At 64.9% G+C, this 21,759-nt stretch carries 22 protein-coding genes; 16 read left to right on the forward strand and 6 right to left on the reverse strand.

The window, feature by feature from the left end; genetic code table 11:
• Positions 1-38: 38 nt before the first annotated feature.
• Positions 39-293, forward strand: a complete 255-nt coding sequence (locus J2R78_RS36540; RefSeq protein ID WP_168856375.1) for a hypothetical protein — start codon at positions 39-41, stop codon at positions 291-293.
• 173 nt (positions 294-466) lie between these two features.
• Here the strand turns inward: J2R78_RS36540 and J2R78_RS36545 are convergent, their stop codons facing one another.
• Positions 467-724 (reverse strand): hypothetical protein, encoded by a 258-nt coding sequence (locus J2R78_RS36545; RefSeq protein WP_057018676.1) that lies wholly within the window; start codon positions 722-724, stop codon positions 467-469.
• Between the two features lie 112 nt (positions 725-836).
• Between J2R78_RS36545 and J2R78_RS36550 the strand changes: the two genes are divergently transcribed.
• Complete coding sequence (locus J2R78_RS36550; protein WP_253608623.1) at positions 837-2,906, forward strand: ATP-dependent helicase; 2,070 nt, start codon at positions 837-839, stop codon at positions 2,904-2,906.
• Between the two features lie 160 nt (positions 2,907-3,066).
• On the opposite strand, the gene J2R78_RS36555 is transcribed toward J2R78_RS36550, so the two are convergent.
• Both J2R78_RS36555 and J2R78_RS36560 read right to left on the reverse strand, forming a co-directional pair.
• Positions 3,067-3,798, reverse strand: coding sequence for an adenylate/guanylate cyclase domain-containing protein (locus J2R78_RS36555; RefSeq protein WP_225646743.1), 732 nt, complete (start codon positions 3,796-3,798; stop codon positions 3,067-3,069).
• A gap of 85 nt (positions 3,799-3,883) precedes the next feature.
• Complete coding sequence (locus tag J2R78_RS36560) at positions 3,884-4,135, reverse strand: PilZ domain-containing protein (protein ID WP_253608624.1); 252 nt, start codon at positions 4,133-4,135, stop codon at positions 3,884-3,886.
• Positions 4,136-4,399: 264 nt separating this feature from the next.
• On the opposite strand from J2R78_RS36560, the gene J2R78_RS36565 reads away from it, so the two are divergent.
• The 3 genes from J2R78_RS36565 to J2R78_RS36575 are packed head-to-tail and all read left to right on the forward strand — an operon-like array spanning position 4,400 to position 7,431.
• Positions 4,400-5,806: an MFS transporter gene (locus J2R78_RS36565; RefSeq protein ID WP_253608625.1), complete on the forward strand. Its 1,407-nt coding sequence runs from the start codon at positions 4,400-4,402 to the stop codon at positions 5,804-5,806.
• A gap of 11 nt (positions 5,807-5,817) precedes the next feature.
• Positions 5,818-7,005, forward strand: coding sequence for an acyl-CoA dehydrogenase family protein (locus tag J2R78_RS36570; protein ID WP_253608626.1), 1,188 nt, complete (start codon positions 5,818-5,820; stop codon positions 7,003-7,005).
• A gap of 24 nt (positions 7,006-7,029) precedes the next feature.
• Positions 7,030-7,431: a VOC family protein gene (locus J2R78_RS36575; protein WP_253608627.1), complete on the forward strand. Its 402-nt coding sequence runs from the start codon at positions 7,030-7,032 to the stop codon at positions 7,429-7,431.
• A gap of 305 nt (positions 7,432-7,736) precedes the next feature.
• On the opposite strand, the gene J2R78_RS36580 is transcribed toward J2R78_RS36575, so the two are convergent.
• Positions 7,737-8,477: a Spy/CpxP family protein refolding chaperone gene (locus J2R78_RS36580; RefSeq protein ID WP_076828866.1), complete on the reverse strand. Its 741-nt coding sequence runs from the start codon at positions 8,475-8,477 to the stop codon at positions 7,737-7,739.
• Positions 8,478-8,920: 443 nt separating this feature from the next.
• On the opposite strand from J2R78_RS36580, the gene J2R78_RS36585 reads away from it, so the two are divergent.
• The 9 genes from J2R78_RS36585 (at position 8,921) to J2R78_RS36625 (ending at position 18,465) form a co-directional block, all read left to right on the forward strand.
• Positions 8,921-10,261, forward strand: coding sequence for an ABC transporter substrate-binding protein (locus tag J2R78_RS36585; RefSeq protein WP_253608628.1), 1,341 nt, complete (start codon positions 8,921-8,923; stop codon positions 10,259-10,261).
• Positions 10,262-10,377: 116 nt separating this feature from the next.
• Positions 10,378-11,316, forward strand: a complete 939-nt coding sequence (locus tag J2R78_RS36590; RefSeq protein ID WP_253608629.1) for a carbohydrate ABC transporter permease — start codon at positions 10,378-10,380, stop codon at positions 11,314-11,316.
• Positions 11,316-12,227: a carbohydrate ABC transporter permease gene (locus J2R78_RS36595; RefSeq protein WP_225164406.1), complete on the forward strand. Its 912-nt coding sequence runs from the start codon at positions 11,316-11,318 to the stop codon at positions 12,225-12,227. The genes J2R78_RS36590 and J2R78_RS36595 overlap by 1 nt, the downstream gene beginning before the upstream one ends.
• Positions 12,228-12,231: 4 nt before the next feature.
• Positions 12,232-13,332, forward strand: coding sequence for an ABC transporter ATP-binding protein (locus J2R78_RS36600; RefSeq protein ID WP_253608630.1), 1,101 nt, complete (start codon positions 12,232-12,234; stop codon positions 13,330-13,332).
• Positions 13,333-13,361: 29 nt separating this feature from the next.
• A complete protein-coding gene (locus tag J2R78_RS36605) occupies positions 13,362-14,351 on the forward strand; it encodes a hydroxyacid dehydrogenase (protein ID WP_253608631.1) in 990 nt (329 codons plus the stop codon).
• A gap of 68 nt (positions 14,352-14,419) precedes the next feature.
• Positions 14,420-15,844 carry an amidase gene (locus tag J2R78_RS36610; RefSeq protein ID WP_253608632.1) on the forward strand — a complete coding sequence of 475 codons (1,425 nt, stop codon included), beginning with the start codon at positions 14,420-14,422 and terminating at the stop codon, positions 15,842-15,844.
• A gap of 141 nt (positions 15,845-15,985) precedes the next feature.
• A complete protein-coding gene (locus J2R78_RS36615) occupies positions 15,986-16,621 on the forward strand; it encodes a hypothetical protein (protein ID WP_253608633.1) in 636 nt (211 codons plus the stop codon).
• 55 nt (positions 16,622-16,676) lie between these two features.
• Positions 16,677-17,450, forward strand: a complete 774-nt coding sequence (locus J2R78_RS36620; RefSeq protein WP_253608634.1) for a transporter substrate-binding domain-containing protein — start codon at positions 16,677-16,679, stop codon at positions 17,448-17,450.
• 172 nt (positions 17,451-17,622) lie between these two features.
• Positions 17,623-18,465: a DUF2147 domain-containing protein gene (locus tag J2R78_RS36625; RefSeq protein ID WP_253608635.1), complete on the forward strand. Its 843-nt coding sequence runs from the start codon at positions 17,623-17,625 to the stop codon at positions 18,463-18,465.
• 163 nt (positions 18,466-18,628) lie between these two features.
• Here the strand turns inward: J2R78_RS36625 and J2R78_RS36630 are convergent, their stop codons facing one another.
• Positions 18,629-19,033 carry a cupin domain-containing protein gene (locus tag J2R78_RS36630; RefSeq protein WP_016847553.1) on the reverse strand — a complete coding sequence of 135 codons (405 nt, stop codon included), beginning with the start codon at positions 19,031-19,033 and terminating at the stop codon, positions 18,629-18,631.
• Positions 19,034-19,056: 23 nt separating this feature from the next.
• Complete coding sequence (locus tag J2R78_RS36635; protein WP_253608636.1) at positions 19,057-19,755, reverse strand: ribonuclease activity regulator RraA; 699 nt, start codon at positions 19,753-19,755, stop codon at positions 19,057-19,059.
• Between the two features lie 212 nt (positions 19,756-19,967).
• On the opposite strand from J2R78_RS36635, the gene pxpB reads away from it, so the two are divergent.
• Positions 19,968-20,699, forward strand: coding sequence for a 5-oxoprolinase subunit PxpB (gene pxpB / locus J2R78_RS36640; RefSeq protein WP_253608637.1), 732 nt, complete (start codon positions 19,968-19,970; stop codon positions 20,697-20,699).
• Entirely contained in the window at positions 20,696-21,730 is a 1,035-nt protein-coding gene (locus tag J2R78_RS36645; RefSeq protein WP_253608638.1) for a biotin-dependent carboxyltransferase family protein, read from the forward strand. The genes pxpB and J2R78_RS36645 overlap by 4 nt, the downstream gene beginning before the upstream one ends.
• Positions 21,731-21,759 lie beyond the last annotated feature (29 nt).

Consider the following 21,759-nt stretch of genomic DNA (forward strand, 5'->3'; position numbering starts at 1 on the left):
TTTGTCTTATTGCTGCTTGGTCCTGGGGGGAGCCTGACGTGCTGGAGCTGGAGAAGCGGTCGCCGCTTGCGTTCCCGATTACGCTGAAGGACGGGCGAACGCTCGCGACGGTCGGCGACGCCGCGGACTACCTGTCCGCGCTGAACCTGGATCAGCGCGAGCGCGGCTACTGGAAGACGGCGATCATGATGTTCAACAACGCCATGCGCGAGCCGGGCTATCTGAAGATCGCAACCATGAACCTCCGGTCTGCGCTCGTGTATGACCGCCTGGTCGATGACGTTGGCCTGTGATTGTGGTGCCGCGGCTACAGCCGAATCGGCGGTGGTTGCGTAAGGCGCTGTTCGTTATGGCCGCAAACAAGGTAACGGCGGTACACGCGACGGCCGGGTGCGCAATGCGCTTCAGCCGCACTCTCGGGCCGCCTTGGAGGGCCAATGGAACACCAAGGCGGTTCATTTTCTTTTCAAAGCAGTTTCGCGCGGACGAACAGCATCCGCAACGCGTTGGTCGCTTGCACCGTCAGCATGGCGTTACCGGCCGCTCTCTCGAGCGCAACCAATGCCTCGTCATGCAGCGAGCGGAACTCCATCCATTCGACGGCGCTGAGATTGCTGATGAAGCTATAGGCCTGGCCGACGGTCGCGAGCGTCACCGTCTCGCCGTTCAGCCGCACCTTGAACGTCGCCTTCAGCGGCGTGTCGGATTTGGATACGTCACCCATGGCGGGGTTGTGCGCCGCGCCGCGTTAATGTCAATCTAATTTCTCTGCGTCCGCCTCGGCGCGTCGGCCCCAATGAATCGCAATGTCTGTTAGCGTTTCGTGGGGGTGATTCGTGACTGATCTTGCCAACACAGCCTATCTCGATGCGCTCAATGCCGAGCAGCGCCGCGCTGTCGAGCACGGGGTCGGCAAGGATTGCATCGTCGGCGCGCCGCTGTTGGTGATCGCGGGCGCGGGGTCCGGCAAGACCAACACCCTCGCCCATCGCGTCGCGCATCTGATCGTCGCTGGCGCCGATCCGCGCCGCATCCTGTTGATGACCTTTTCGCGGCGCGCCGCCGCCGAGATGGCCGGCCGCGTCGAGCGCATTGCGCGCCGCGTGCTCGGCGATCGCGCCTCGGTCATGACCGACGCGCTGAGTTGGGCCGGCACGTTCCACGGCATCGGCGCGCGGCTGCTGCGCGAATTCGCCGAGCGTATCGGCCTCGACCCGGCCTTCACGATCCATGACCGCGAGGATTCCGCCGACCTGATCAATCTGGTCCGCCACGATCTCGGGTTCTCCCGCACCGAAAGCCGGTTCCCCACCAAGGGCACCTGCCTTGCGATCTATTCGCGCTGCGTGAACGCGGAGATGCCGATCGAGGCCGTGCTCGGCCAGTTCTTCCCGTGGTGCTCCGGCTGGGCCGGTGAATTGAAACAGCTGTTCGGGGCCTATGTCGAAGCCAAGCAGCGGCAGAACGTGCTCGATTACGACGACCTCCTGCTCTACTGGGCGCAGATGGTGACGGACACCGCACTGGCCGAGGAGATCGGCGGCCGCTTCGACCAGGTGATGGTCGACGAATATCAGGACACCAACCGTCTGCAGTCCTCGATCCTGCTCGCACTCAAGCCCGCGGGCCGCGGGCTCACCGTGGTCGGCGACGACGCGCAGTCGATCTATTCGTTCCGCGCCGCCACCGTGCGCAACATCCTCGACTTCCCGGCCCAGTTCAGCCCGGCCGCCGAGATCGTCACGCTCGACCGCAACTATCGCTCGACGCAGCCGATCCTGTCGGCCGCCAATGGCGTGATCTCGCTCGCCAAGGAACGCTTCACCAAGAACCTGTGGACCGACCGGACCTCGACCCGCAAGCCGCTGCTCGTCACGATCCGCGACGAGGCCGATCAGGCCCGTTACATCGTCGAGCAGGTGCTGGCCAATCGCGAGGAAGGCAACCTGCTGAAGCACCAGGCGGTGCTGTTCCGCACCTCCTCGCACAGCGGACCGCTGGAGGTCGAGCTGACCCGCCGCAACATTCCGTTCGTGAAATTCGGCGGCCTCAAATTCCTCGACGCCGCGCATGTCAAGGACATGCTGGCGCTGCTGCGCTTCGCCGCCAATCCACGCGACCGGGTTGCAGGTTTTCGCATCCTGCATCTGTTGCCCGGCGTCGGACCGACCTCGGCGCAGCGGGTGCTCGACCGCATGACCGAGGCCGCCGATCCGATCGCTGCGCTCGTCGCACTGCCCGCTCCGCCCCGCGCCGGTGCGGACTGGCGGCTGTTCGTGGAGGCCATCGAGAACCTCCGCTACTCGGAATGGCCCGTCGACATCGAACGCGCCCGCCTCTGGTACGAACCGCATCTCGATCGCATCCACGAGGACAGCGAGGTACGTCGCGCCGATCTCATTCAGCTCGAGCAGATCGCCGCCGGCTACCCGTCACGCGAACGTTTTCTCACCGAGCTCACGCTCGATCCACCCGATGCGACCAGCGACCAGGCTGGCGTGCCGCTGCTCGATGAGGATTATCTGATCCTGTCGACGATCCATTCCGCCAAGGGGCAGGAATGGAAATCCGTCTATGTGCTCAATGTCGTCGACGGCTGCATGCCCTCCGACCTCGGCGCCGGCACGTCGGCCGAACTCGAGGAGGAGCGCCGCCTGCTCTATGTCGCGATGACCCGCGCCAAGGACGATCTGCATCTGCTGGTACCGCAGCGCTTCTTCGTCCACGGCCAGGCGGCCAAGGGCGACCGCCACATGTACGCCTCGCGCACCCGCTTCATCCCGGAACGACTGCTGCCGATGTTCGAGCGGACCACCTGGCCGCGCGCCGCGGCCGCGCAGGCATCGGCGGCCAACCGCGCGCCGCCGATCGACATCGGCGCCCGGATGCGCGGCATGTGGCGCTGACGCCGGTTCGAAGCTTTTCATCCGGGCTGGAACAAAGCCGCCGACCTTGCGTTGAGGCGGCGTTCGTAATCGGCAAACGACCATCCCCGACGGCTTCGGCGCGCAGTTGCACGCTGGAGCCGTCTTTTTTTGCGCCGCGTCAATTCACGCGAAAGCCAATTCACGCAGGAAATAATGTGACGGGCTGGTCGAAGCCCTTCAGGGTGTAATCGGCACCGGCTGCCGTGATCATGTCGCGGGTTCGATCCCGCACGGCCGTCGTCACAAGAATCTCGCCTGACCTGGCGGCCGCCTGCGCGCGCGCCGCGCGATTGACCACCGTGCCGACTGCCGTCAGGTCGCGGTGGGCCTGGCCGAACTCACCGAAATTGGTGTCACCGCTATCCATCCCGATTCCGATGCCGATCTCGATGTCGCCGGCGCCGATCGCCCGCACCAGCGCGTCGTGCCTGTCGCGAAAACTGCGCTGGATCTGGCGCGCCGCGAGCAAGGCCTGCACGGCATGATCGTCGCGCCGCACCGGAAAATTGAAGATCGCGAACACGGCGTCGCCGATGGTCTTGTTGAGGATGCCGTCATAGCGCCAGATCGCGGCGGCACAGTCGTCGTAGAACGCGTCGAGCAGCGAGGTCAGCCCGTCCTGCGCGATGGTCTGCGTCAGTGTGGTGTAGCCGCGCAGATCGGCGAACAGGATGGTGGCGTCGATGGTCACGGCGCGCGCCTTCATGATCTTCGAGAAGGCCATCTCGCAGAGCGTGCATGTGTTCGGGTTCATGCGGCTCGGCCGGACGCCGAACAGACGGAACGGCGCCGCCAAGGGACCGCGCAACGGGATCGGCATATGCAGGTTTTGCCAGCAGCCAAGGCAGATCGTTGCAGGTTCCGGAGTCATCGGCGGATCACCTGCTGTTCCAGCAACGAAACCCGACCGCCTTGGCACGCAGGTTCATGGGCGTCCCCAATCGAGATAGCCGCGCTCAGGCGGTTGCCACGAAACTCACTCCAATTCGCGACTTCTTACTCCAGATCACCTGGCACTCGTAGACGACCGAGGCGTCGAGGGCCATCACCAGGCGGAATCGGTGCGGGACGAAGGCCGGATTCTCGACCTCGATGGCCGCCCCCTCCGGCGAGATGTTCACGATCGTGCAATGCATGACCGAACCGCCCGACGAGACATAGCCGGGTTCATTGACCTCGGTTCGCGGATGCTTGCGCTTTTCGTCCACCCGGCTGCTCCCCGCTTCCTCCACGCAAACGTGGGCGATCGGCATTGCAGAAGTCAACGGCTCCGGCGGCTCACATCGGGCTTTCGCACCACCATTTGTGCGCAGCAGTACGCCGAACCGCTTATCGCGCCAATGCAGATGAGCCCCGCGTCGGCGCGGGCTTGTCGTTCGCGCTGGCACGAGGATAGCCTCATCCTATGGGCGATGCGCTGGCGCGACGCACGCTCCGGGGAACAATGAACAGGCGCCATGGGGAGACGCGCCATGTTCGAGATTCTCGATCGCCGGACGACTCTGACCGGCAACCAGATCAAGATCCTTGCGGCGGCCATCATCGGCGATGCGCTGGAATTCTTCGACTACTTCCTGATTGGCTTCGTGCTCGCGTTCCTGATCGGACCGTGGAAGCTCACCTTCGGCCAGTCGGCCACCGTGCTGATGAGTTCCGGCATCGGCGCCATCCTCGGCGCCTACCTCTGGGGCTGGCTCGCCGACCGGGTCGGTCGACGTATCGTCTTCATCGGCACGGTGCTGAACTTCTCGATCGCGACCGGCCTGCTCTATTTCACACCCGATAACGGCTGGGTCTATCTGGCGATCCTGCGCTTCTTCGTCGGAACCGGCGTCGGCGGTCTTTATTGTGTCGACCTGCCGCTGGTGCAGGAGTTCATGCCGTCGCACAAGCGCGGCTGGGTTGGCGGCCTCGTCACCTGCGTGATCCCGCTCGGCGTCGGCCTCGGCGCCGTGCTGGGAGCCGTCATGGGAACCGATCAGTGGCGGCTGCTATTTGCGATCGGCGTGCTGCCGTCAGTCCTGGTGCTGCTGGTTCGGATCTGGGTTCCGGAGTCGCCGCGCTGGCTGTGCCGGCAAGGACGCTATGACGAAGCACGCAAGTCGCTGGCCTGGGCGCTGCAGGTGCCGCCGTCGGAGCTGCCGCTGCCGAGCGCAGCCGACGCCGGTCCGGTCGTCACGACGAGCTGGTTCGATCTGTTCAAATATCCGCGCAGCCTGATCGTCTCCTGGCTCGGCAATGCCGGCGCGCAAACCGGCGTCTACGGCATCACGCTATGGGCCCCCGCGCTGTTCGTGCTGCTGCTGAAGGTGACGCCGCAGGACGCCGCCAAGATGATGATCCTGCTCAGCGTCACCGGCTTCCTCGGCCGCATCTCGTTCTCCTGGTTCTCTGAGCTGCTCGGACGGCGTGTTGCCGGCGGCCTGCTCGGCCTCGGCGCCGGCGCGCTGACCATCATTGCCGGCTACCACTACGACGCGACTTTGTTCGGCATGTCGGCGTTCTGGCTGCTGCTGGCCGCCGCCTTCTTCTTCGCCGACGGCGGCTTTGCGATCGTCGGTCCCTACGCGGCGGAAGTCTGGCCGTCGCATCTGCGTACCACGGGGATGGGGTCGGCCTATGGCTTCGGCGGCATCGGCAAGATCATCGGGCCGGTCGGGCTTGCGCTGATCGTCGGTTCGAACAACTACCTCAAGCCCGACGTGCCACTGACCCAGATCCCGACCGCCTTTGTCTATCTCGGCTGCTGGTTCCTGATGGCGGGGGCCGTCTATTTGTTCTTCGGGCTCGAGACCCGGGGCAAATCGATCGAGCAGATCGACAAGGAGCTCAACGCGACGGTCGACGTCGCGGCCTCCGCAACGATCCGGCGCGCCTGAGGGAGGCGAACATGAATGTGACTTCTGCGGACCTTATCGGTGATCGCGACGTGATTGCCCGCGCCGAGGCGATCAGGGACACGGTGGCGGCCGCCTCCAACGATATCGAAACGACGCGCCGCCTGCCGCCCGACCTGCTCGACCGACTGCATGAGGCGCGGCTGTTCCGCCTGCTGCTGCCGCGTTCAACCAACGGGATCGAAACCGACCCGGTCACCTTCTTCCATGCCATCGAGACGATCGCCAAGGCGGATGCCTCGACGGCGTGGTGCCTGAGCCAGGCCGGCGGCTGCGCGATGTCGGCGGCCTATCTCGACCTGCCGGTCGCGCAGGAAGTATTTGCCGACCCGCGTGCCGCGCTCGCCTGGGGCCCCGGCCCGAAGGTCAAGGCGATCGAGTGCGAGGGCGGCTACCGCGTCACCGGGGTCTGGTCGTTTGCCTCGGGCGGGCGGCACGCCACCTGGCTCGGTGCGCACTGCCCGGTCTATGCCGCGGACGGCTCGCCGCGCCGGGATGCCAAGGGCGAGCAGGTCGAGCGCACCATGCTGGTGCGGACCGAGGACGTCGCATGGACCGACATCTGGAACACGGTCGGATTGCGCGGTACCGCCAGCGACCAGTTCGCGCTCGATGACTTCTTCGTCCGCGCGGACCATTCGATCACCCGCGAATTCGACCGCGAGTGTCGCGAGGATGGCCCGCTGTACCGGATGAGCAACCATACTTGCTACCAGATCGGCTTTGCCGGGGTCGCCTGCGGCATTGCCCGCAGCGCGCTCGACAATTTCGTCGACGTCGCCCGCAACAAGGTGCCGCGCGGCATGAAGAAGACGCTGCGGGACAATGCGGTGGTGCAGTCCGGCCTCGCCCAAGCCGAGGTCAATCTGCGCGCCGCCCGCGCCTTCCTGCTGCAGTCGATGGCCGACATCTGGAAGGATCTGGTTGCCGGCCACAGCATCACGGTGGCCCAGCGCATGACGATCCGGATGGCGGCCACGCATGCCATCCACAAGGCGCGGGAGGCCGTCGATTTCGCCTACAACACCGCCGGCGCCACTGCGATCTTCGACGGCCATCCGCTGGAGCGGCGCTTCCGCGACATCCACACCGTGACGCAGCAACTGCAGGGCCGCTTCAGTCATTTCGAGACCGTCGGCGCCTGGATGCTGGGCGTCGATGCCGACCTCAGCTTCGTTTAACCCGATTTCTCAAGGAGAAGAACCATGCCATTGGGTGGACTACAGCATTACACCATCGAGCCGCAGGATCTGGAGAAGACCAAGGCGTTCTATTGCGATGTGCTCGGGCTCGAGAACGGCGAACGGCCGCCGCTCGATTTCCCCGGCTACTGGCTCTATTCCGGCGGTCAGGCCACCGTCCATCTGATGGGCACCCGCAAGCCCCGCGACGGCATCGTGGTGCGCGGCACCGCGAAGCAATATGAGGACACCGGCCGCCTCGACCATATCGCCTTTGCCGCCAGCGACGTCGAAGCCGTGCGCAAGCGCCTGCAGTCGAAGAACGTCACCTTCCGTGAGCAGATCGTGCCGCGCACCGGCGACACCCAGATCTTCCTCTACGATCCGGACGGCGTCGGTGTGGAGCTGAACTTCCCGAAGAGCTAAGCGCCGGCGTTTTGCGGATCGCTGATTGCCGGGCAGAGCCGTCCGAAGGACATCGTCGCTTTGCCGCGCCGATGTCCCGGTCATTGACGGCTCAATCCGCGCTGGCCTCGGGCGCTGTGGATGGTTCCCGACAAGGCCCTGACTCGGCCATCACTCGGGCGTGATCCGGTCCGTTTTTCTTCAACATTGAATGACGAATTAACCGGGCCGCGCCGCTGCGGCAGAATAGCCGGGTGCTGCGCCTTTAACCTACCCCAGGGCTTGGTGGCCCGGCTATTCGTCCCCACTTGGCCGGCGAGATTTCCTCAGTCGAGCCCGCGTTCGTGGCTCAGGCGGACCATTTCGTTGATGAAGATTTGTTTCTGCTTGTCGTCGAGGCTGGCAAACAGCGGCTCGGCGGCGTCGGCGACGCCGCGCTGATCGACCGCCCGGTCATTGAGGAACTGGGCCTCGTTGCGCATCTGCTCGATGATGTCATCCGGCGGATCGCGCTGCGCCCGCGCGATGCGCAGGTTGAGTCGGTCGGCGCCGTTGTGGCCGAGATAGTGCATCGCACTGTTGAAGCCGGCCCAATTCTTCTCCTGCTCCGGCGTCAGGTTGAGCTCCTTCTTGATCCGTTCGATGTTGGCGTCGCTGTTGGCGACGATCTGTTCGGCCGTCAGCTGCGGCGCGCCGGCCTGGGTCAGCACGGTCGGCGCTTGCTTCGCGCCCTTGTCCTTGGCGGCGGCCTTGGCCGACTTGGGGGCCTTGGCGCCGGCCGCCGCGCCCTGTGCGTTCTTGCCGCTGCCGGCATTGGGGTTGTTGCCATTGTTGCCGGTCAACACCCCGGTCACGCCGGTCACCACCCCGACAACGCCGCCGATGGCTCCGCCGAGAACGCCGCCGACCGGCCCGGCAGCCTTGTTGCCCTCGCGCGCCCCCTTTTCGACGCCCTGCACGATCTGCGCATCGACCATATGAGGCACTGCGAGCAACGTGACGGTGGCGGCCCCAACCGCGGCGCACAATCTCCATTGTGCGCGCAGCTTCGCTACCGGGATGAGCATGATCGGGTCTCCGTGATCGGTGGTGGATTGCGGAATTGATGCGGGAGTAGGTTCGACAAATCCGGACTTTAGCGTTTCCGGCTTCAGCAAGTCTATCGGCCGCGCCGGGCATCAACATGGCGGAACAGAGTTCGCTGAGGCTTGACCGGAAAGCTGCGGCTCAACCGCGCACCGTCTGCGACCTTGTCTCCGCGTGCGTCGCAGCATGATCGCAAGACGCGCGGCAAACCGCCGGCAACTGCAATGATGCGAACGACACTGCCTGCTATTTGACCACAACGTTAGTTCTAGTTGGCATCAGCATCTCGTTTCTCGACAGATGCCGGCAATTCTGTTCTGATCGGTTTCAACGCAATCCCGCGACGTCGCGCAAACGCGACGCACAAAAACAACAACGGGATTCAAAAAGTCTTTTGTCCGTCGGCTACCAGGGAGGGAATGCCATGTCACGGAAGAAGCTCTCGCGCCGAGAATTCGTCGCAGCGACAGCGCTGTCATCGGCCGCGCTGATTACAGCCCCCTACGTGCGTGGCGCCTACGCAGCCGGAAAGCTCTCGATGGGCTTCTGGGATCACTGGGTGCCCGGCGCGAACAGTGCGTCCACCGAGCTGGTCAATGAATGGGCTGCCAAGGAGAAGGTCGAGGTCCAGATCGACTACATCACCAGCCAGGGCAACAAGAACATCGTCACCATCGCCGCCGAGGCGCAGGCGAAATCCGGTCACGATATTTTCCAGATGCCGACATGGTGGCCGCAGGCTAACGCCGAGCTGCTAGAGCCGGTCAACGACATCATGGATCCGCTCATCAAGCTGAACGGCGATGTCAACGGCACGGTGAAATATCTCGGCCAGGCCGGCGGCAAATGGCTCGGCGTTCCCGCTAGCGTCGGCAGCCAGATCAAGGGTCCCTGCTCACGCATCGACCTGATGAAGAAACACGCCAACATCGACGTGCAGGAGATGTATCCGGCCGGAAGCGAGCCGAAAGCCGATAACTGGACCCTCGATACCTTCCTCAAGGCGGCCGAAGCCTGCCACAAGGCTGGATTCCCGTTCGGCATCGGCCTTGGCGAAACCAGCGACAGCGTCGACACCGCCGGCGCGATCTTCCAGTCGTTCGGCGCGCAGCTGGTCGATGCCAAGGGCAATCTCACCGTCAAGACCGACGCGGTGCGCCAGGCCCTCGACTACTACAAGAAGCTGCTCGCGTTCCTGCCGCCCGATGTGTCGGCGTGGGACGACGCTTCCAACAACAAGTGGCTGGTCGCCGGCAAGGGCGCGATGATCCTGAATCCGCCGAGCGCGTGGGCGGTCGCCAAGCGCGATGCTCCGCAAGTCGCGGAGCAGTGCTGGACGCACGGGTTCCCGGCCGGGCCGAAGGGACGCTTCGCGCCCTATCTGCCGTTCTTCTGGTCGATCTGGTCGTTCTCGAAGAACAAGGAGGCGGCGAAGAGCCTGCTGACGCACCTGTCGCAACCTGCATCGATCGAGAAAATGGTGGTCGCCAGCGGTGGCTATGACCTGCCGGCCTACGAAAAGCTCACGACCTTGAAGGTCTGGGCGGAGCAAGCGCCGCCAAAGGGGACGCTCTACCACTATCCGAACCCCTACAAGCACCAGACGCTGTCGATTGCGGCCTCGCCCGCGCCGCCCAAGATCGCGCAGCAGATCTACTTCCAGGCCACGCTGACCAAGATGTGCCTACGGTACTACCAGGGTGAAAGCATGGAAAAGACACTCGCCTGGGCCGAGGGCGAGTGCGAAGGCTTCATGCGAAGCTGACGACAAGCGAGGTCTCGCGCGACCGCCCGTAATGTTGGCCGCGCGAGGTCCCGTCTTCACATCCCAGCCGCCGAACCGGCGAGCTGTGCAACCAACCCGCGCGAGGGACCTGCGTTATGGTTGATGTCGCATTCCAATCCAACCGCGCAGCCGCTGCCCAGACGGGACGAAGGCGCGTCGGCCTGCGCAACGCGCTGCGGCGCAAGTCGATGGCCGCGTTCCTGATGACTTTGCCGCTGATCCTCCTGATCGCGATCCTGGTGCTCTACCCGGCCCTCTACTCCTTGCACCTCGCGACGCTGAACAAGGCGATGACGAAGTTCGTCGGGTTCGGCAATTTCGAGTTCCTGTTCAAGCGCGACACCTTCTGGCTGGTGGTCAAGCAATCCTGCATTTTCGCGATCTCGGCGGTGATCTTCAAAGCCCTGATCGGCTTCATCGTCGCGCATTTCGTGCACAACGTACCCGCCAACAAGCAGCGCAAGTGGCGCGGCATGCTGCTGGTGCCATGGGTAATCCCGCCGGCGATGAGCACGCTGGCGTGGCTCTGGCTGTTCGACCCCTCCTACAGCGCCTTCAACTACACGCTTGCCTTCTTCGGCATCGGGCCGATCCCGTGGACCGGCGATGCGATGTGGGCGCGCTTCTCGGTGATCCTGGTCAACGTCTGGTACGGCGCGCCGTTCTTCATGATCATGTATCTGGCGGCGCTGAAATCGGTGCCCGACCAGCTCTATGAGGCGGCCGCGATCGACGGCGCCAATTGGTGGCAGCGCATCTGGTACGTGACCCTGCCGATGATGCGCAACATCATCGCGATCACGACGCTGTTCTCGCTGATCGTGACCTTCGCCAATTTCGACATCGTGCGCATCCTGACCGCGGGCGGCCCGCTCGACCACACCCATATCTTCGCCACCTGGGCGTTCCGCGTCGGCATCGAGGGCAGCGATGTGCCGCTCGGCGCCAGCGTTTCACTGTTCATGGTGCCGATCCTCGCGGTCGCGGCGATCTTCATCCTGCGCGACATCACCAAACGCGGGAACGAAGCCTGATGAGCTCGCTGACGATCGACAAGTCCGGACCGACCCGCAAGGTCAAGTACGGCAGCATGAGCCGCGACCGCGCCTGGGCGCTGCGCTGGTCCTATTTCTTCCTGGTGCTGTTTGCGATCTTCTCGCTGACGCCGCCGATCTACATGCTGATCACCTCGCTGAAGAGCAGCGCCGAGATCTCGGCCGCGACCAATCCGTGGTGGGTCTATCACCCGACACTCAGCAACTACACCGAGCTTCTGACCTCGAACCAGTTCCTGCGCTTCTTCTGGAACTCGGCCTGGGTCTCGATCATCGTGGTCACCATCACGATGCTGATCAGCGTGCCGGCGGCCTTTGCGCTGGCGCGGATGAAATTCTGGGGCTCGGCGACGCTCGCGACCGGCGTGTTCCTCACCTATCTCATTCCGGACAGCCTGCTGTTCATTCCGCTGTTCAAGATGTTCGCCGTGTTCGGCGACTGGACCGGCATCCAGCTCGTCAATCGCTGGTACGTGCTGCTGTTCATCTACCCGACGCTGACGGTGCCGTTCTGCACCTGGATCATGATCGGCTATTTCGCCTCGATCCCGAAGGAGCTCGACGAGGCGGCGATCATCGACGGCGCGAGCTGGTTCCAGACGCTGACCCGGATCTTCATCCCGGTCGCGCTGCCCGGCCTGATCGCGGCCACGATCTTCGCCTTCACCGTCTCCTGGGCTCAGTTCCTCTATCCGCTGGTGTTCACGACATCGACCGATCAGCTGGTGCTGCCGGTCGGCATCATCACGACCCTGATCAAGGGTGACGTCTTCAACTGGGGACAGATCATGACCGGCGCCCTGCTCGGCGCCGCGCCGCCGCTGATCATCTATGCCTTCCTGATGGACTACTACATTGCCGGCCTGACCGCCGGTGCGACAAAGGGTTGAACTTATGGCTGATGTCAGCTTGCGGAAGGTTGTGAAGCGTTACGATGAGGTCGAGGCGGTGCGCGGCATCGACCTTGATATCGCCGACCATGAGTTCGTGGTGCTGGTCGGGCCGAGCGGCTGCGGCAAGTCGACGACGCTGCGGATGATCGCCGGCCTCGAGGACATTTCCGACGGCGACATCATGATCGGCGGCGACGTCGTCAACGACGTGCCGCCGAAGGACCGCGACATCGCGATGGTGTTCCAGAACTATGCGCTCTATCCGCATATGACCGTTGCCGAGAACATGTCGTTCGGCCTGCGGCTGAAGCACTATCCCAAGGCCGAGATCAAGAGCCGGGTCACCGAGGCCGCCCGCATGCTCGACATCACCGACCTGATCGACCGCAAGCCGAAGCAGCTCTCCGGCGGCCAGCGCCAGCGCGTCGCGATGGGACGGGCGATCGTGCGCAATCCGAAGGTGTTCCTGTTCGACGAGCCGCTGTCCAACCTCGACGCCAAGCTGCGCGTGCAGATGCGGATCGAGATCAAGAAGGTGCATCAGAAGGTCCGCACCACGACCGTCTACGTCACCCACGACCAGGTCGAGGCGATGACGCTCGCCGACCGCGTGGTAGTGATGAACCACGGCAGGATCGAGCAGATCGGCACGCCCAACGAGCTCTACCACAAGCCGGCGACCCGGTTCGTCGCAAGCTTCATCGGCTCGCCCGCGATGAATTTCGTGCCCTGTCGGCTCGAGGACACCGGCGGCAAGCTCAACGTGCGGCTGACCGATCGCCTCGCCTTCGCGCTGCCGCCGGCACGCGCCGCCCGCTACCAGGCTCTCCCCCGCACCGACAAGCTGTTGCTGGGCATCCGGCCCGAGCACGTCATGGAGGCGCGGCCGCATGCCGAACCGGGCATCGAGCCGTTCGACGCGATGCTCGACGTCACCGAGCCGATGGGGATGGAGACCCTGGTCTATTTCACGCTCGAGGGCACCCAGGTCTGCGGCCGGGTCAATCCCAATGCCGGTGCGCAGGATGGCAGCCCGCTCCGATTGGCTGTGGACCTCAACAATATGCATTTGCTAAACGAGGTGACCGGCGTCGTCCTTTGACGGCGCACAAGAAACCTCAAGGGCAGGAAATGGCCACCAACAAGAAGAAGATTTTCGTCACCCAGACTTTGTCACCGGGGGCGCGGGTGCTCCTCAACGAGCGGGACGACGTAGAACTCATCGAATTTCCCAACCTGATCTCCGCCAAGGACTTTCAGACCATGCTCGAGCAGCATGCGCCGGTCCATGGCGTGGCGCTCGGCGCAACCCGCTTCGGCGAGGCGGAGCTGGAGGCGTCCAAGGGCATGATGGTGGTGACCCGGATCGGTGTCGGCTATGACGCCGTCGACGTTCCGGCGCTGTCGCGCCGCAAGGTGCCGCTGATGGTCGCAGGCACCGCGAACTCGCCGTCGGTCGCCGAACAAGCTGTGTTCATGATGCTGACGCTGGCCAAGCGCGCGCAGGAAATGCACACGATGGTCAAGGACGGCACCTGGGCGAGCCGGCTCGGCGTGCTGCCGTTCGATCTCTACGGCAAGACCGTCCTGATCGTTGGCTTCGGCCGCATCGGCACCCGCGCCGCCAAGCGCTGCCTCGCCATGGAAATGAACGTGCTGGTCTACGATCCCTACAAGCCCGCCAGCGAGATCACGGCTGCCGGCTGCGAGGCCGTGTCGAACCTCGAAGCGGCGCTGCCGCGGGCGGACTTCGTCACGATCCATTGCCCGAAGAATCCCGAAACCGTCGGGCTGTTCAACGCCGCGCGGATCAGGCTGATGAAGCCGACCGCCTATCTCATCAACACCGCCCGCGGCGGCATCGTCGACGAGAAGGCGCTGCACGACGCGCTGGTGTCGGGCAAGCTCGCCGGCGCCGGCCTCGACGTGTTCGAGGTCGAACCGCCGCCGGTCGGCCAGCCCCTGCACGCTTTGCCCAACGTGATCATGGCGCCGCATGTGGCCGGCGTCACGGTCGAGGCCGTCGATCGCATGAGCGAGCAGACCGCACGCAATATCCTGAGCGTGCTGGATGGCAATCCGCTGCGCCAGAACGTGATCAACCAGGACGTCCTCGGCTGAGCTTTCAGCCTTCCTCGTTTGCGCCGCGGCCGATCCGAAGGATCGGCCCGGCGATGCGGAGTACCCACATGGCCTTCAAGGAATTCGGCAACTACGATGCGGTCGGTCTCGCCGAACTCGTCCGCAACAAGGACGTGACGCCGCAGGAGCTGCTCGACGAGGCGATCGCGCGTACCGCCGCCGTCGATCCCAAGATCAACGCCGTCGTCGTCAAGCATTACGACTATGCCGAGCGCCAGATCGCCAGAGGGCTGCCTGACGGTCCCTTCACCGGCGTGCCGTTCCTGCTGAAGGACCTCGATCTGCTCGAGGGCACACGCACCACGTCGGGTGCCAGCCTGCTGAAGGACTTCGTCGCCGACCACAACGGCACGCTGGCCCAGCGCTTCCTCGACGCCGGGCTTGCGATCTTCGGCAAGAGCTCGAGCCCGGAATTCGGACTGATGCCGACGACGGAATCCCGTCTGTTCGGCCCGACCCGCAATCCCTGGAATCTCGACCAGTCCTCCGGCGGCTCGTCCGGCGGCGCTGGGGCTGCGGTCGCGGCCCGCATCCTGCCCGTCGCGCATGCCAGCGACGGCGGCGGGTCGATCCGGATCCCCGCCTCCGCCTCCGGGGTGTTCGGCATGAAGCCGACGCGTGCCCGCAGCCCCTGCGGGCCCGATCGCGGCGAAGGCTGGGGCGGCTTCTCGGTCGGCCATGTGCTCAGCATCAGCGTTCGGGACAGCGCGGTGATGATGGATGCGATCCACGGCCCGGAGCCATCGAGCCTCTATGTCGCGCCGCCGCCGGAGCGACCGTTCTCGCAGGAAGTCGGCCGCGATCCCGGCCATTTGCGCATCAGCTTCACCGACAAGTCGCCCTACGGCGATGCCATCGATCCCGAGATCGCCGCGGCGGTCCGCGACGTAGCCAAGCTGCTGGCGGGGCTCGGCCATCATGTCGAGGAGCGTGCGCCGCCGCTGGCGGCCGATCCCGCCGCGGTCATGACGACCATCGTCGGCGGCAACACGGCGCTGACGATCCGTCTGCTCGAGCAGCGCGTCGGGCGCACCCTGACGTCGGACGATGTCGAGCGGCTGACGCTCGCCAGCGCCCAGAATGCGACCAAGATGAACCCGGCCGACTACGTCGCCGCGCAGCTTGCAGCGTTCCAGATCTCGCGCGCGCTTGCGACCTTCTTCGAAGGTTGCGACATCTTCCTCAGCCCGACGCTGTGCGCGCCGCCGCTCCGCCTCGGCGAACTGAACACGATGTCCGAGGACCTCGGTCACATCGCGCCGGTGCTGCGCCGCTACATGCCGGGCACCTCGATGTTCAACATGTCCGGACAGCCGGCAATGTCGGTGCCGCTGGCCTGGAACAAGGCCGGTCTGCCGCTCGGCATGATGTTCGCGGCCAAGCTCGGCGAGGAAGGACTACTGTTCCGCCTGGCCGGCCAGCTCGAACAGGTCCGCCCCTGGAAGGACCGGCGTCCGCCGGTTTGTGCCTAGCGACGCTTTCAAGCGAAGTGGATCCGCTTCGCGTCACGACTGCGCGCCAGAACCACCGGGGCTGACAAAGGATAGTCAGATCAGGTAGATAGGGAGGGCGTCGGCACGATTCCGCGCGCCGTCAGCCTGGGAGACCAAACCGTGAATGACCCGACCGACAATGCGCTGGCCGCAATCGCGAGCATTCTCGACCAGACGACCACACCTCCCGAGACCTCCAAACCAACCGACAAGACAGCGGACAAGCCAGTTGGGCCCGCCGCGGAGCCGCCGGCCTCGATAGCAATGCCGCCGCCTTTGCCGCCGTCCATCCAGGTCGAGTCCATCGCGGCCGTGTCCGTCGAGGCCGCGCCTGCCGAGCCACCTTCGATCGAGGAGCCAGAGCCGGTCGAACAGCCCGAGGCAAGTAAAGCTGAAGCAGGTGAACCGGAGCCAACCGAACCGGAGCCGAGCCAGCCGGAAGCGGAGCCGGAGCCGATGCAGCCGCCGCCCCAACCGATCGAGGCCAATGGTTATTCCAAGTCCGGCCCAGGTCCGATGGCCGCGCTGCGCTTCCGCTGGACGGTGCGCCAGGACGGCGCCCAATATTATGTCGACGAGACCGTCGGCGAGGCATCGACCCCACTCGTCAACGGCCCGATGGATAGGGATGCCGCGATCAAATTCGTCGACGATCGCGAGGCCCAAGCGCGGCGGCGCTTCGAGCATTTCAAGCACGAAATGCTCAGCCGCACTGCGAGCGTCGTTCAGGCGAGCAAGGACAGCAACGAGGCCTGAGACGCGATACGTGCCCTTCGGGCATCGCAATCAAATGCGGATGGAGAAGACCTCGATGTTTCGCGCGGTGGCCGGCCTCGCTCTCGCTTTGCTCCTGTCCGCCGCGCACGCGCAGCAGGCGCCGTCCCGGCTCGATGAGATCGTCAAGCGCGGCATCCTGCGCGTCGGCATGACCGGCGACTATTTGCCCTTCACCTATCTCGACAACGAGACCAAGGCCTTCCGCGGCTTCGATGTCGACATGGCGCAGTCGCTCGGCAAGGCGCTCGGCGTCAAGGTCGAGTTCGTGCCGACATCGTGGCCGCAGATGACCAAGGATTTCGAGGCCGACGATTTCGACATCGCGATGGGCGGCGTCTCCATCACCTTCGATCGGCAGAAGAAGGGTCTGTTCTCGACGCCGATCATGCGCGAAGGCAAGACGCCGATCGCGCGCTGCGCCGACAAGGGCAAGTTTGAGACGATCGCCGAGATCGACAAACCCGGCACCCGAGTCATCGTCAATCCCGGCGGCACCAACGAGCGCTTCGCGCGCGCCCACGTGAAAACCGCCGAGATCCGCGTCTTCAACGACAACACCAAGATCTTCGACGAGATCGCCAAGGGCGACGCCGACCTGATGATGACCGATGCATCCGAGACGCGCTATCAGCAGAAGCTGCATCCCGGCGTGCTGTGCGCCGTGCATCCCGACAAGCCGTTCGACTTCGCGGAAAAGGCCTATTGGATGCAGCGCGACGTCGCCTTGAAAGCGTTCGTCGACCAATGGCTTCACATCGCGCGCGAAGATGGCAGCTACGCGAAGATCTACGCCACGTGGTTCGAATAGCCCGCGCCACGCTCAAAATTTGAAGCGCACGGCCTGAAATCAGACCGCAATCCAGCGATTTGAACCTAGACCGCGAGGATACGACTCATGTTCTGACCGTGATCTGGGACACGTTCAACGGGGTGGTCACCGGATAGCCTTGCGAACGAGGCTCCCTGCACCGGAGGTCGAGATGAGAAAGCTTCTGGCGATCGCCACGCTCGTGCTGGCAAGCACGGCCGCAGCGCAGGCGCAGTACACATTCGATTACGGCGGCCGCACTATTCGCATCGATCCCGATCGCGGCACGGTTTCGATCCCCGGCGTCTACGACAATACTCCCCGCCGCACCAAACGCGCCAAGAGCGACGACACCGAGCAGAAGCGCAAGGCTCCGAAGGAAGCCAACACGGACGCCAAGTCGGACATTAAGACGGACGCTAAGACGAATTCCCAGGCCGCGCCGCCCAGCGCGCCAGCTGCGGCTGCTCCGCCCGCTCCGCCAGCCGTCGATCAGGCCGCCGTCGCGCCGGCGCCTGCCGCAACGGCAGAGCCGCCCAGCACGGGCGTTGCGGCCACGCCGCCTTCAGCTACAGCCGCGACCACACCGCCGCCGCCCGCGGCGCCAGCCGTCCAGCAAACTGCGCCGGCTGCAAAGCACACCACCGCTCCAACGGTTGGCGCCGCCTCGCCGAGCGCTCCGGTGCCCAAGCCGCTCGCCAATCCCGTGCAAGCAGCGAACTCGCCGCTCGGCGTCTGGCTCACCGAAGAGAAGGAAGGCAAAATCCGCATCGAGCAATGCGGCGCCAATCTCTGTGGCTACGCCGTCGACAAGAAATCGAACGCCAACGGCGAACAGGTGCTGATCAACATGAAGCCGGGCAAGGACAAATGGAGCGGCCGCATCTTCGATCCGAACAGCGGCAGCACCTACGATTCCAACATCGCGATGAAGAGCCCGGACACGCTGCGCGTCCAGGGCTGTGCGTTCGGCGGCATGTTCTGCGGCGGCCAGACATGGACGCGGGTGAATTGATTGCCTGCAAATCGTAGCCCGGATGGAGCGAAGCGTAATCCGGGATTTTCACCATGGGAGAGACCGCCCCGGATTGCGCTTCGCTCCATCCGGGCTACAGTCTCATAAAATCAAAAGCCCCGCCTGATAGCGGGGCTTTCATCTTGCGAACTGCTACGGCTGCTCAGCCGACCTTGCCGTTGTATTCCTCGTCGGTGACGTGCTCCATCCAGGTCGAATAGACGCCATCGAGCGCCTCCTGCATGGCGATATGGGTCATGCTGTTGTCCGGCGAGGCGCCGTGCCAGTGCTTCTCGTTCGGCGGAATCCAGACAACATCGCCGGGACGAATCTCCCTGATCGGGCCGCCCTTGGCCTGCACGCGCCCGATGCCGGAGATCACATACAGCGTCTGCCCGAGCGGATGGGTGTGCCAGGCGGTGCGTGCGCCGGGCTCGAACGACACGCGCGAGGCGTTCAGCCGCGCCGGCGCAGGCGCCATGTTGATCGGGTCCTGCAGCACCGTGCCGGTAAAATTCTCCTTCGGCGCGCGGCGGGTCGGCCGCGAGCCGGAAACGTGGATGTCCATGGGGTTACCTCCCTTTCTTGACGTTATTTCTTGGTGGCGGCGTAGCGTGCCTTGGTCTCGGCATTCATCGGATACAGGCCGGGCAGCTGGGCGCCATTGTTCACCTCGTTGACGATCCAGGCTTCCATCCGTTCCTGCTCCGGCCCCTCGGCCAGCACGTGATTGAGGAACGCCTGCGGGATCAGCACCGCGCCGTCCTGGTCGGCCACCACCACGTCATTCGGGAATACGGCAACGCCGCCGCAGCCGATCGGTTCGCCCCAGCCGACGAAGGTCAGACCTGCAACTGACGGCGGAGCCGCGTAGCCGTCGCACCACACCGGCAGGCCGGTGCCGAGCACGCCCTCGACGTCGCGCACCACGCCGTCGGTGATCAGCGCCGTCACCCCGCGCTTGACCATGCGGGCGCAGAGGATGTCGCCGAAAATGCCGGCATCGGTGATGCCCATGGCATCGACCACGGCAATGCAGCCCGCCGGCATCGCCTCGATCGCGGTGCGGGTCGAGATCGGCGACGACCAGGATTCCGGCGTCGCCAGATCCTCACGGGCCGGCACGAAACGCAGCGTGAAGGCCGGTCCGACCAGCCGCTTCTGCCCGGGCTTCAAGGGCTTGGTGCCGCGCATCCAGATGTTGCGCAGGCCCTTCTTGAGCAGGACGGTGGTGATGGTGGCGGTGGACACGTGCGACAGCGTCGCGATCGCTTCGGCGGACAGTGACATCTGGAAAGCTTGCTCCGATGGGAGGAAAAGACCGGCGCATGTTGCCGGGCAAAGGCCTTGCGTCAAGGGCTGCGCGAAAAAGCTGCGATCATCCAGATTTATCGCCGGCATGCCGATTAATTTATTGAAGTTGCTGCATCATTTTGCACGAAGCGAATTCCGTTTTATCTCGAAACACGCTAGCTTGATGGCTGACGACAGCGCTTGACCCAATGGCCGAACCCTTAAGTCCTCCCCGCCTTTTGCCGAGTGGCGACAGCGCCATCACGGTGGAATTCAGCCGCACCATCGACGACGCCGCCAACCGGCGGGTGCTGGCGCTCGACCGCGTGATATCCGCCGAGCCGATCGCCGGCATCACCGAGACCGTGCCGACCTACCGGTCGCTGCTGGTGCATTACGACCCCGTGCAGATCACTTTCGATGGGCTGGGCGAGCAGCTGCTGGCACGCGCCGCCAAGGCGCCGCCGACCGAGACCGGAACGCGGCGCTGGCGGATTCCCGTGACCTATGGCGGCGAGCATGGCATCGATCTCGAGGACGTCGCGAAGGCGCTCAAAACCACGCCCGACCAGATCGTGGCACGCCACGTCGCCGGCGACTATCGGGTCGCCATGATCGGCTTCACGCCAGGCTGGTCCTATCTCAGCGGACTGGAGAAGTTCCTGCACATGCCGCGGCGCAAGGATCCGCGGCTACTGACCCCGGCCGGCACCATTTCGATCGGTGGCATCCAGACCGGCGTGCAGTGCCTGGCCGGCCCGAGCGGCTGGCACCTGCTCGGCCGCACCCCGGTGCGAACCTACCAATTGCATCGCGATCCGACCTTCCTGCTGGAGCCGGGCGACGCCATCACCTTCACCGCGATCGACGCCAAGACCTTTGCCGAGCACGACCGCGCCGCCGAGGCCGGCGAGTTCGTCGCTGAACTGGTGACGCCATGAGCAAGCTCGTCGTCACCTCGATCGGCCCGGCAAGCTCGGTGCAGGATGCTGGTCGTCCGGGCTCGCAGCGTTACGGTCTCGTGCCGAGCGGCGCGATGGACCGGCTTTCGCTGGCGGCCGCCAACACGCTGGTCGGCAATGACCTGTTCGCCGCCGCGGTCGAGATCGGCCCGTTCGGCGCCAGCTTCACCGCGCGCGGGGGCGCGGTGCGCGTCGCCCTCGCCGGCGCGTCGCGCAATGCGGATATCGGCGGCCGGCCGGTCGCGTTCGACAGCTCGGCGACGCTTGCCGAAGGTGAGACGCTCACTCTCGGCTTCGCGCGCGGCGGCTCGTTCAGCTATCTCGCGATCGAGCACGGCATCGAAGGCGAGCCGATGTTCGGCAGCCTCGCCGTCAACGCCCGCGCCGGGCTCGGCAGCCCCTACCCGCGGCCGCTGCAAAGCGGCGACGAGTTGACGACGCAGGCTGCAAGCGGCGCGCCCGAGCGCCGCATCGAATTGCCGGCCGCGACCGATGCACCGATCCGCATCGTGTTCGGCCCGCAGGACGACGAGTTCGCCGAGGACCACAAGAAGCTGTTGGTCGACAGCGAGTGGAAGATCTCGGCGACCAGCGACCGCATGGGCTATCGCCTCGAAGGTCCCGTCATCAAGCATCTCGACGGTCACAACATCGTCTCCGACGGCACCGTGAACGGCAGCATCCAGGTGCCCGGCAACGGCCAGCCGATCGTGCTGATGCCGGACCGCGGTACCAGCGGCGGCTACCCGAAGATCGCAACCGTGATCACGGCCGATTTCGGCCGCTTCGCGCAGATCTCGGCCGGCCGGCCGTTCCGCTTCAAGGCGGTGACGATGGCGGAAGCGCAGGCCGAGGCGATCAAGTTCCACGAGCTGCTGCGTTCCCTGCCCGACCGCCTCCGCGGCATTGAGGATTTTGGTCTCAACATCGAAGCGCTGCGGGATGCGAATGTCGCGGGTCAGGCCGTCAACGCCGTCGATGTGTCGACCTGGCAAGTTGCGCTACCCTGAATCTGTACAACAACAGACGGATCGATCGT

The organism is Bradyrhizobium sp. USDA 4538, from assembly GCF_024171045.1.
Classification (GTDB): Bacteria; Pseudomonadota; Alphaproteobacteria; order Rhizobiales; family Xanthobacteraceae; genus Bradyrhizobium; species Bradyrhizobium australafricanum.

Excerpts from the sequence above, each read along its gene's own strand:
- J2R78_RS36545 (WP_057018676.1), bottom strand. The coding sequence starts at position 724 with ATGGGTGACGTATCCAAATCCGACACGCCGCTGAAGGCGACGTTCAAG.
- J2R78_RS36555 (WP_225646743.1), bottom strand. The coding sequence starts at position 3,798 with ATGACTCCGGAACCTGCAACGATCTGCCTTGGCTGCTGGCAAAACCTG.
- J2R78_RS36565 (WP_253608625.1), top strand. The coding sequence starts at position 4,400 with ATGTTCGAGATTCTCGATCGCCGGACGACTCTGACCGGCAACCAGATC.
- J2R78_RS36570 (WP_253608626.1), top strand. The coding sequence starts at position 5,818 with ATGAATGTGACTTCTGCGGACCTTATCGGTGATCGCGACGTGATTGCC.
- J2R78_RS36575 (WP_253608627.1), top strand. The coding sequence starts at position 7,030 with ATGCCATTGGGTGGACTACAGCATTACACCATCGAGCCGCAGGATCTG.
- J2R78_RS36580 (WP_076828866.1), bottom strand. The coding sequence starts at position 8,477 with ATGCTCATCCCGGTAGCGAAGCTGCGCGCACAATGGAGATTGTGCGCC.
- J2R78_RS36585 (WP_253608628.1), top strand. The coding sequence starts at position 8,921 with ATGTCACGGAAGAAGCTCTCGCGCCGAGAATTCGTCGCAGCGACAGCG.
- J2R78_RS36590 (WP_253608629.1), top strand. The coding sequence starts at position 10,378 with ATGGTTGATGTCGCATTCCAATCCAACCGCGCAGCCGCTGCCCAGACG.
- J2R78_RS36595 (WP_225164406.1), top strand. The coding sequence starts at position 11,316 with ATGAGCTCGCTGACGATCGACAAGTCCGGACCGACCCGCAAGGTCAAG.
- J2R78_RS36600 (WP_253608630.1), top strand. The coding sequence starts at position 12,232 with ATGGCTGATGTCAGCTTGCGGAAGGTTGTGAAGCGTTACGATGAGGTC.
- J2R78_RS36605 (WP_253608631.1), top strand. The coding sequence starts at position 13,362 with ATGGCCACCAACAAGAAGAAGATTTTCGTCACCCAGACTTTGTCACCG.
- J2R78_RS36610 (WP_253608632.1), top strand. The coding sequence starts at position 14,420 with ATGGCCTTCAAGGAATTCGGCAACTACGATGCGGTCGGTCTCGCCGAA.
- J2R78_RS36620 (WP_253608634.1), top strand. The coding sequence starts at position 16,677 with ATGTTTCGCGCGGTGGCCGGCCTCGCTCTCGCTTTGCTCCTGTCCGCC.
- J2R78_RS36625 (WP_253608635.1), top strand. The coding sequence starts at position 17,623 with ATGAGAAAGCTTCTGGCGATCGCCACGCTCGTGCTGGCAAGCACGGCC.
- J2R78_RS36630 (WP_016847553.1), bottom strand. The coding sequence starts at position 19,033 with ATGGACATCCACGTTTCCGGCTCGCGGCCGACCCGCCGCGCGCCGAAG.
- J2R78_RS36635 (WP_253608636.1), bottom strand. The coding sequence starts at position 19,755 with ATGTCACTGTCCGCCGAAGCGATCGCGACGCTGTCGCACGTGTCCACC.
- pxpB (WP_253608637.1), top strand. The coding sequence starts at position 19,968 with ATGGCCGAACCCTTAAGTCCTCCCCGCCTTTTGCCGAGTGGCGACAGC.
- J2R78_RS36645 (WP_253608638.1), top strand. The coding sequence starts at position 20,696 with ATGAGCAAGCTCGTCGTCACCTCGATCGGCCCGGCAAGCTCGGTGCAG.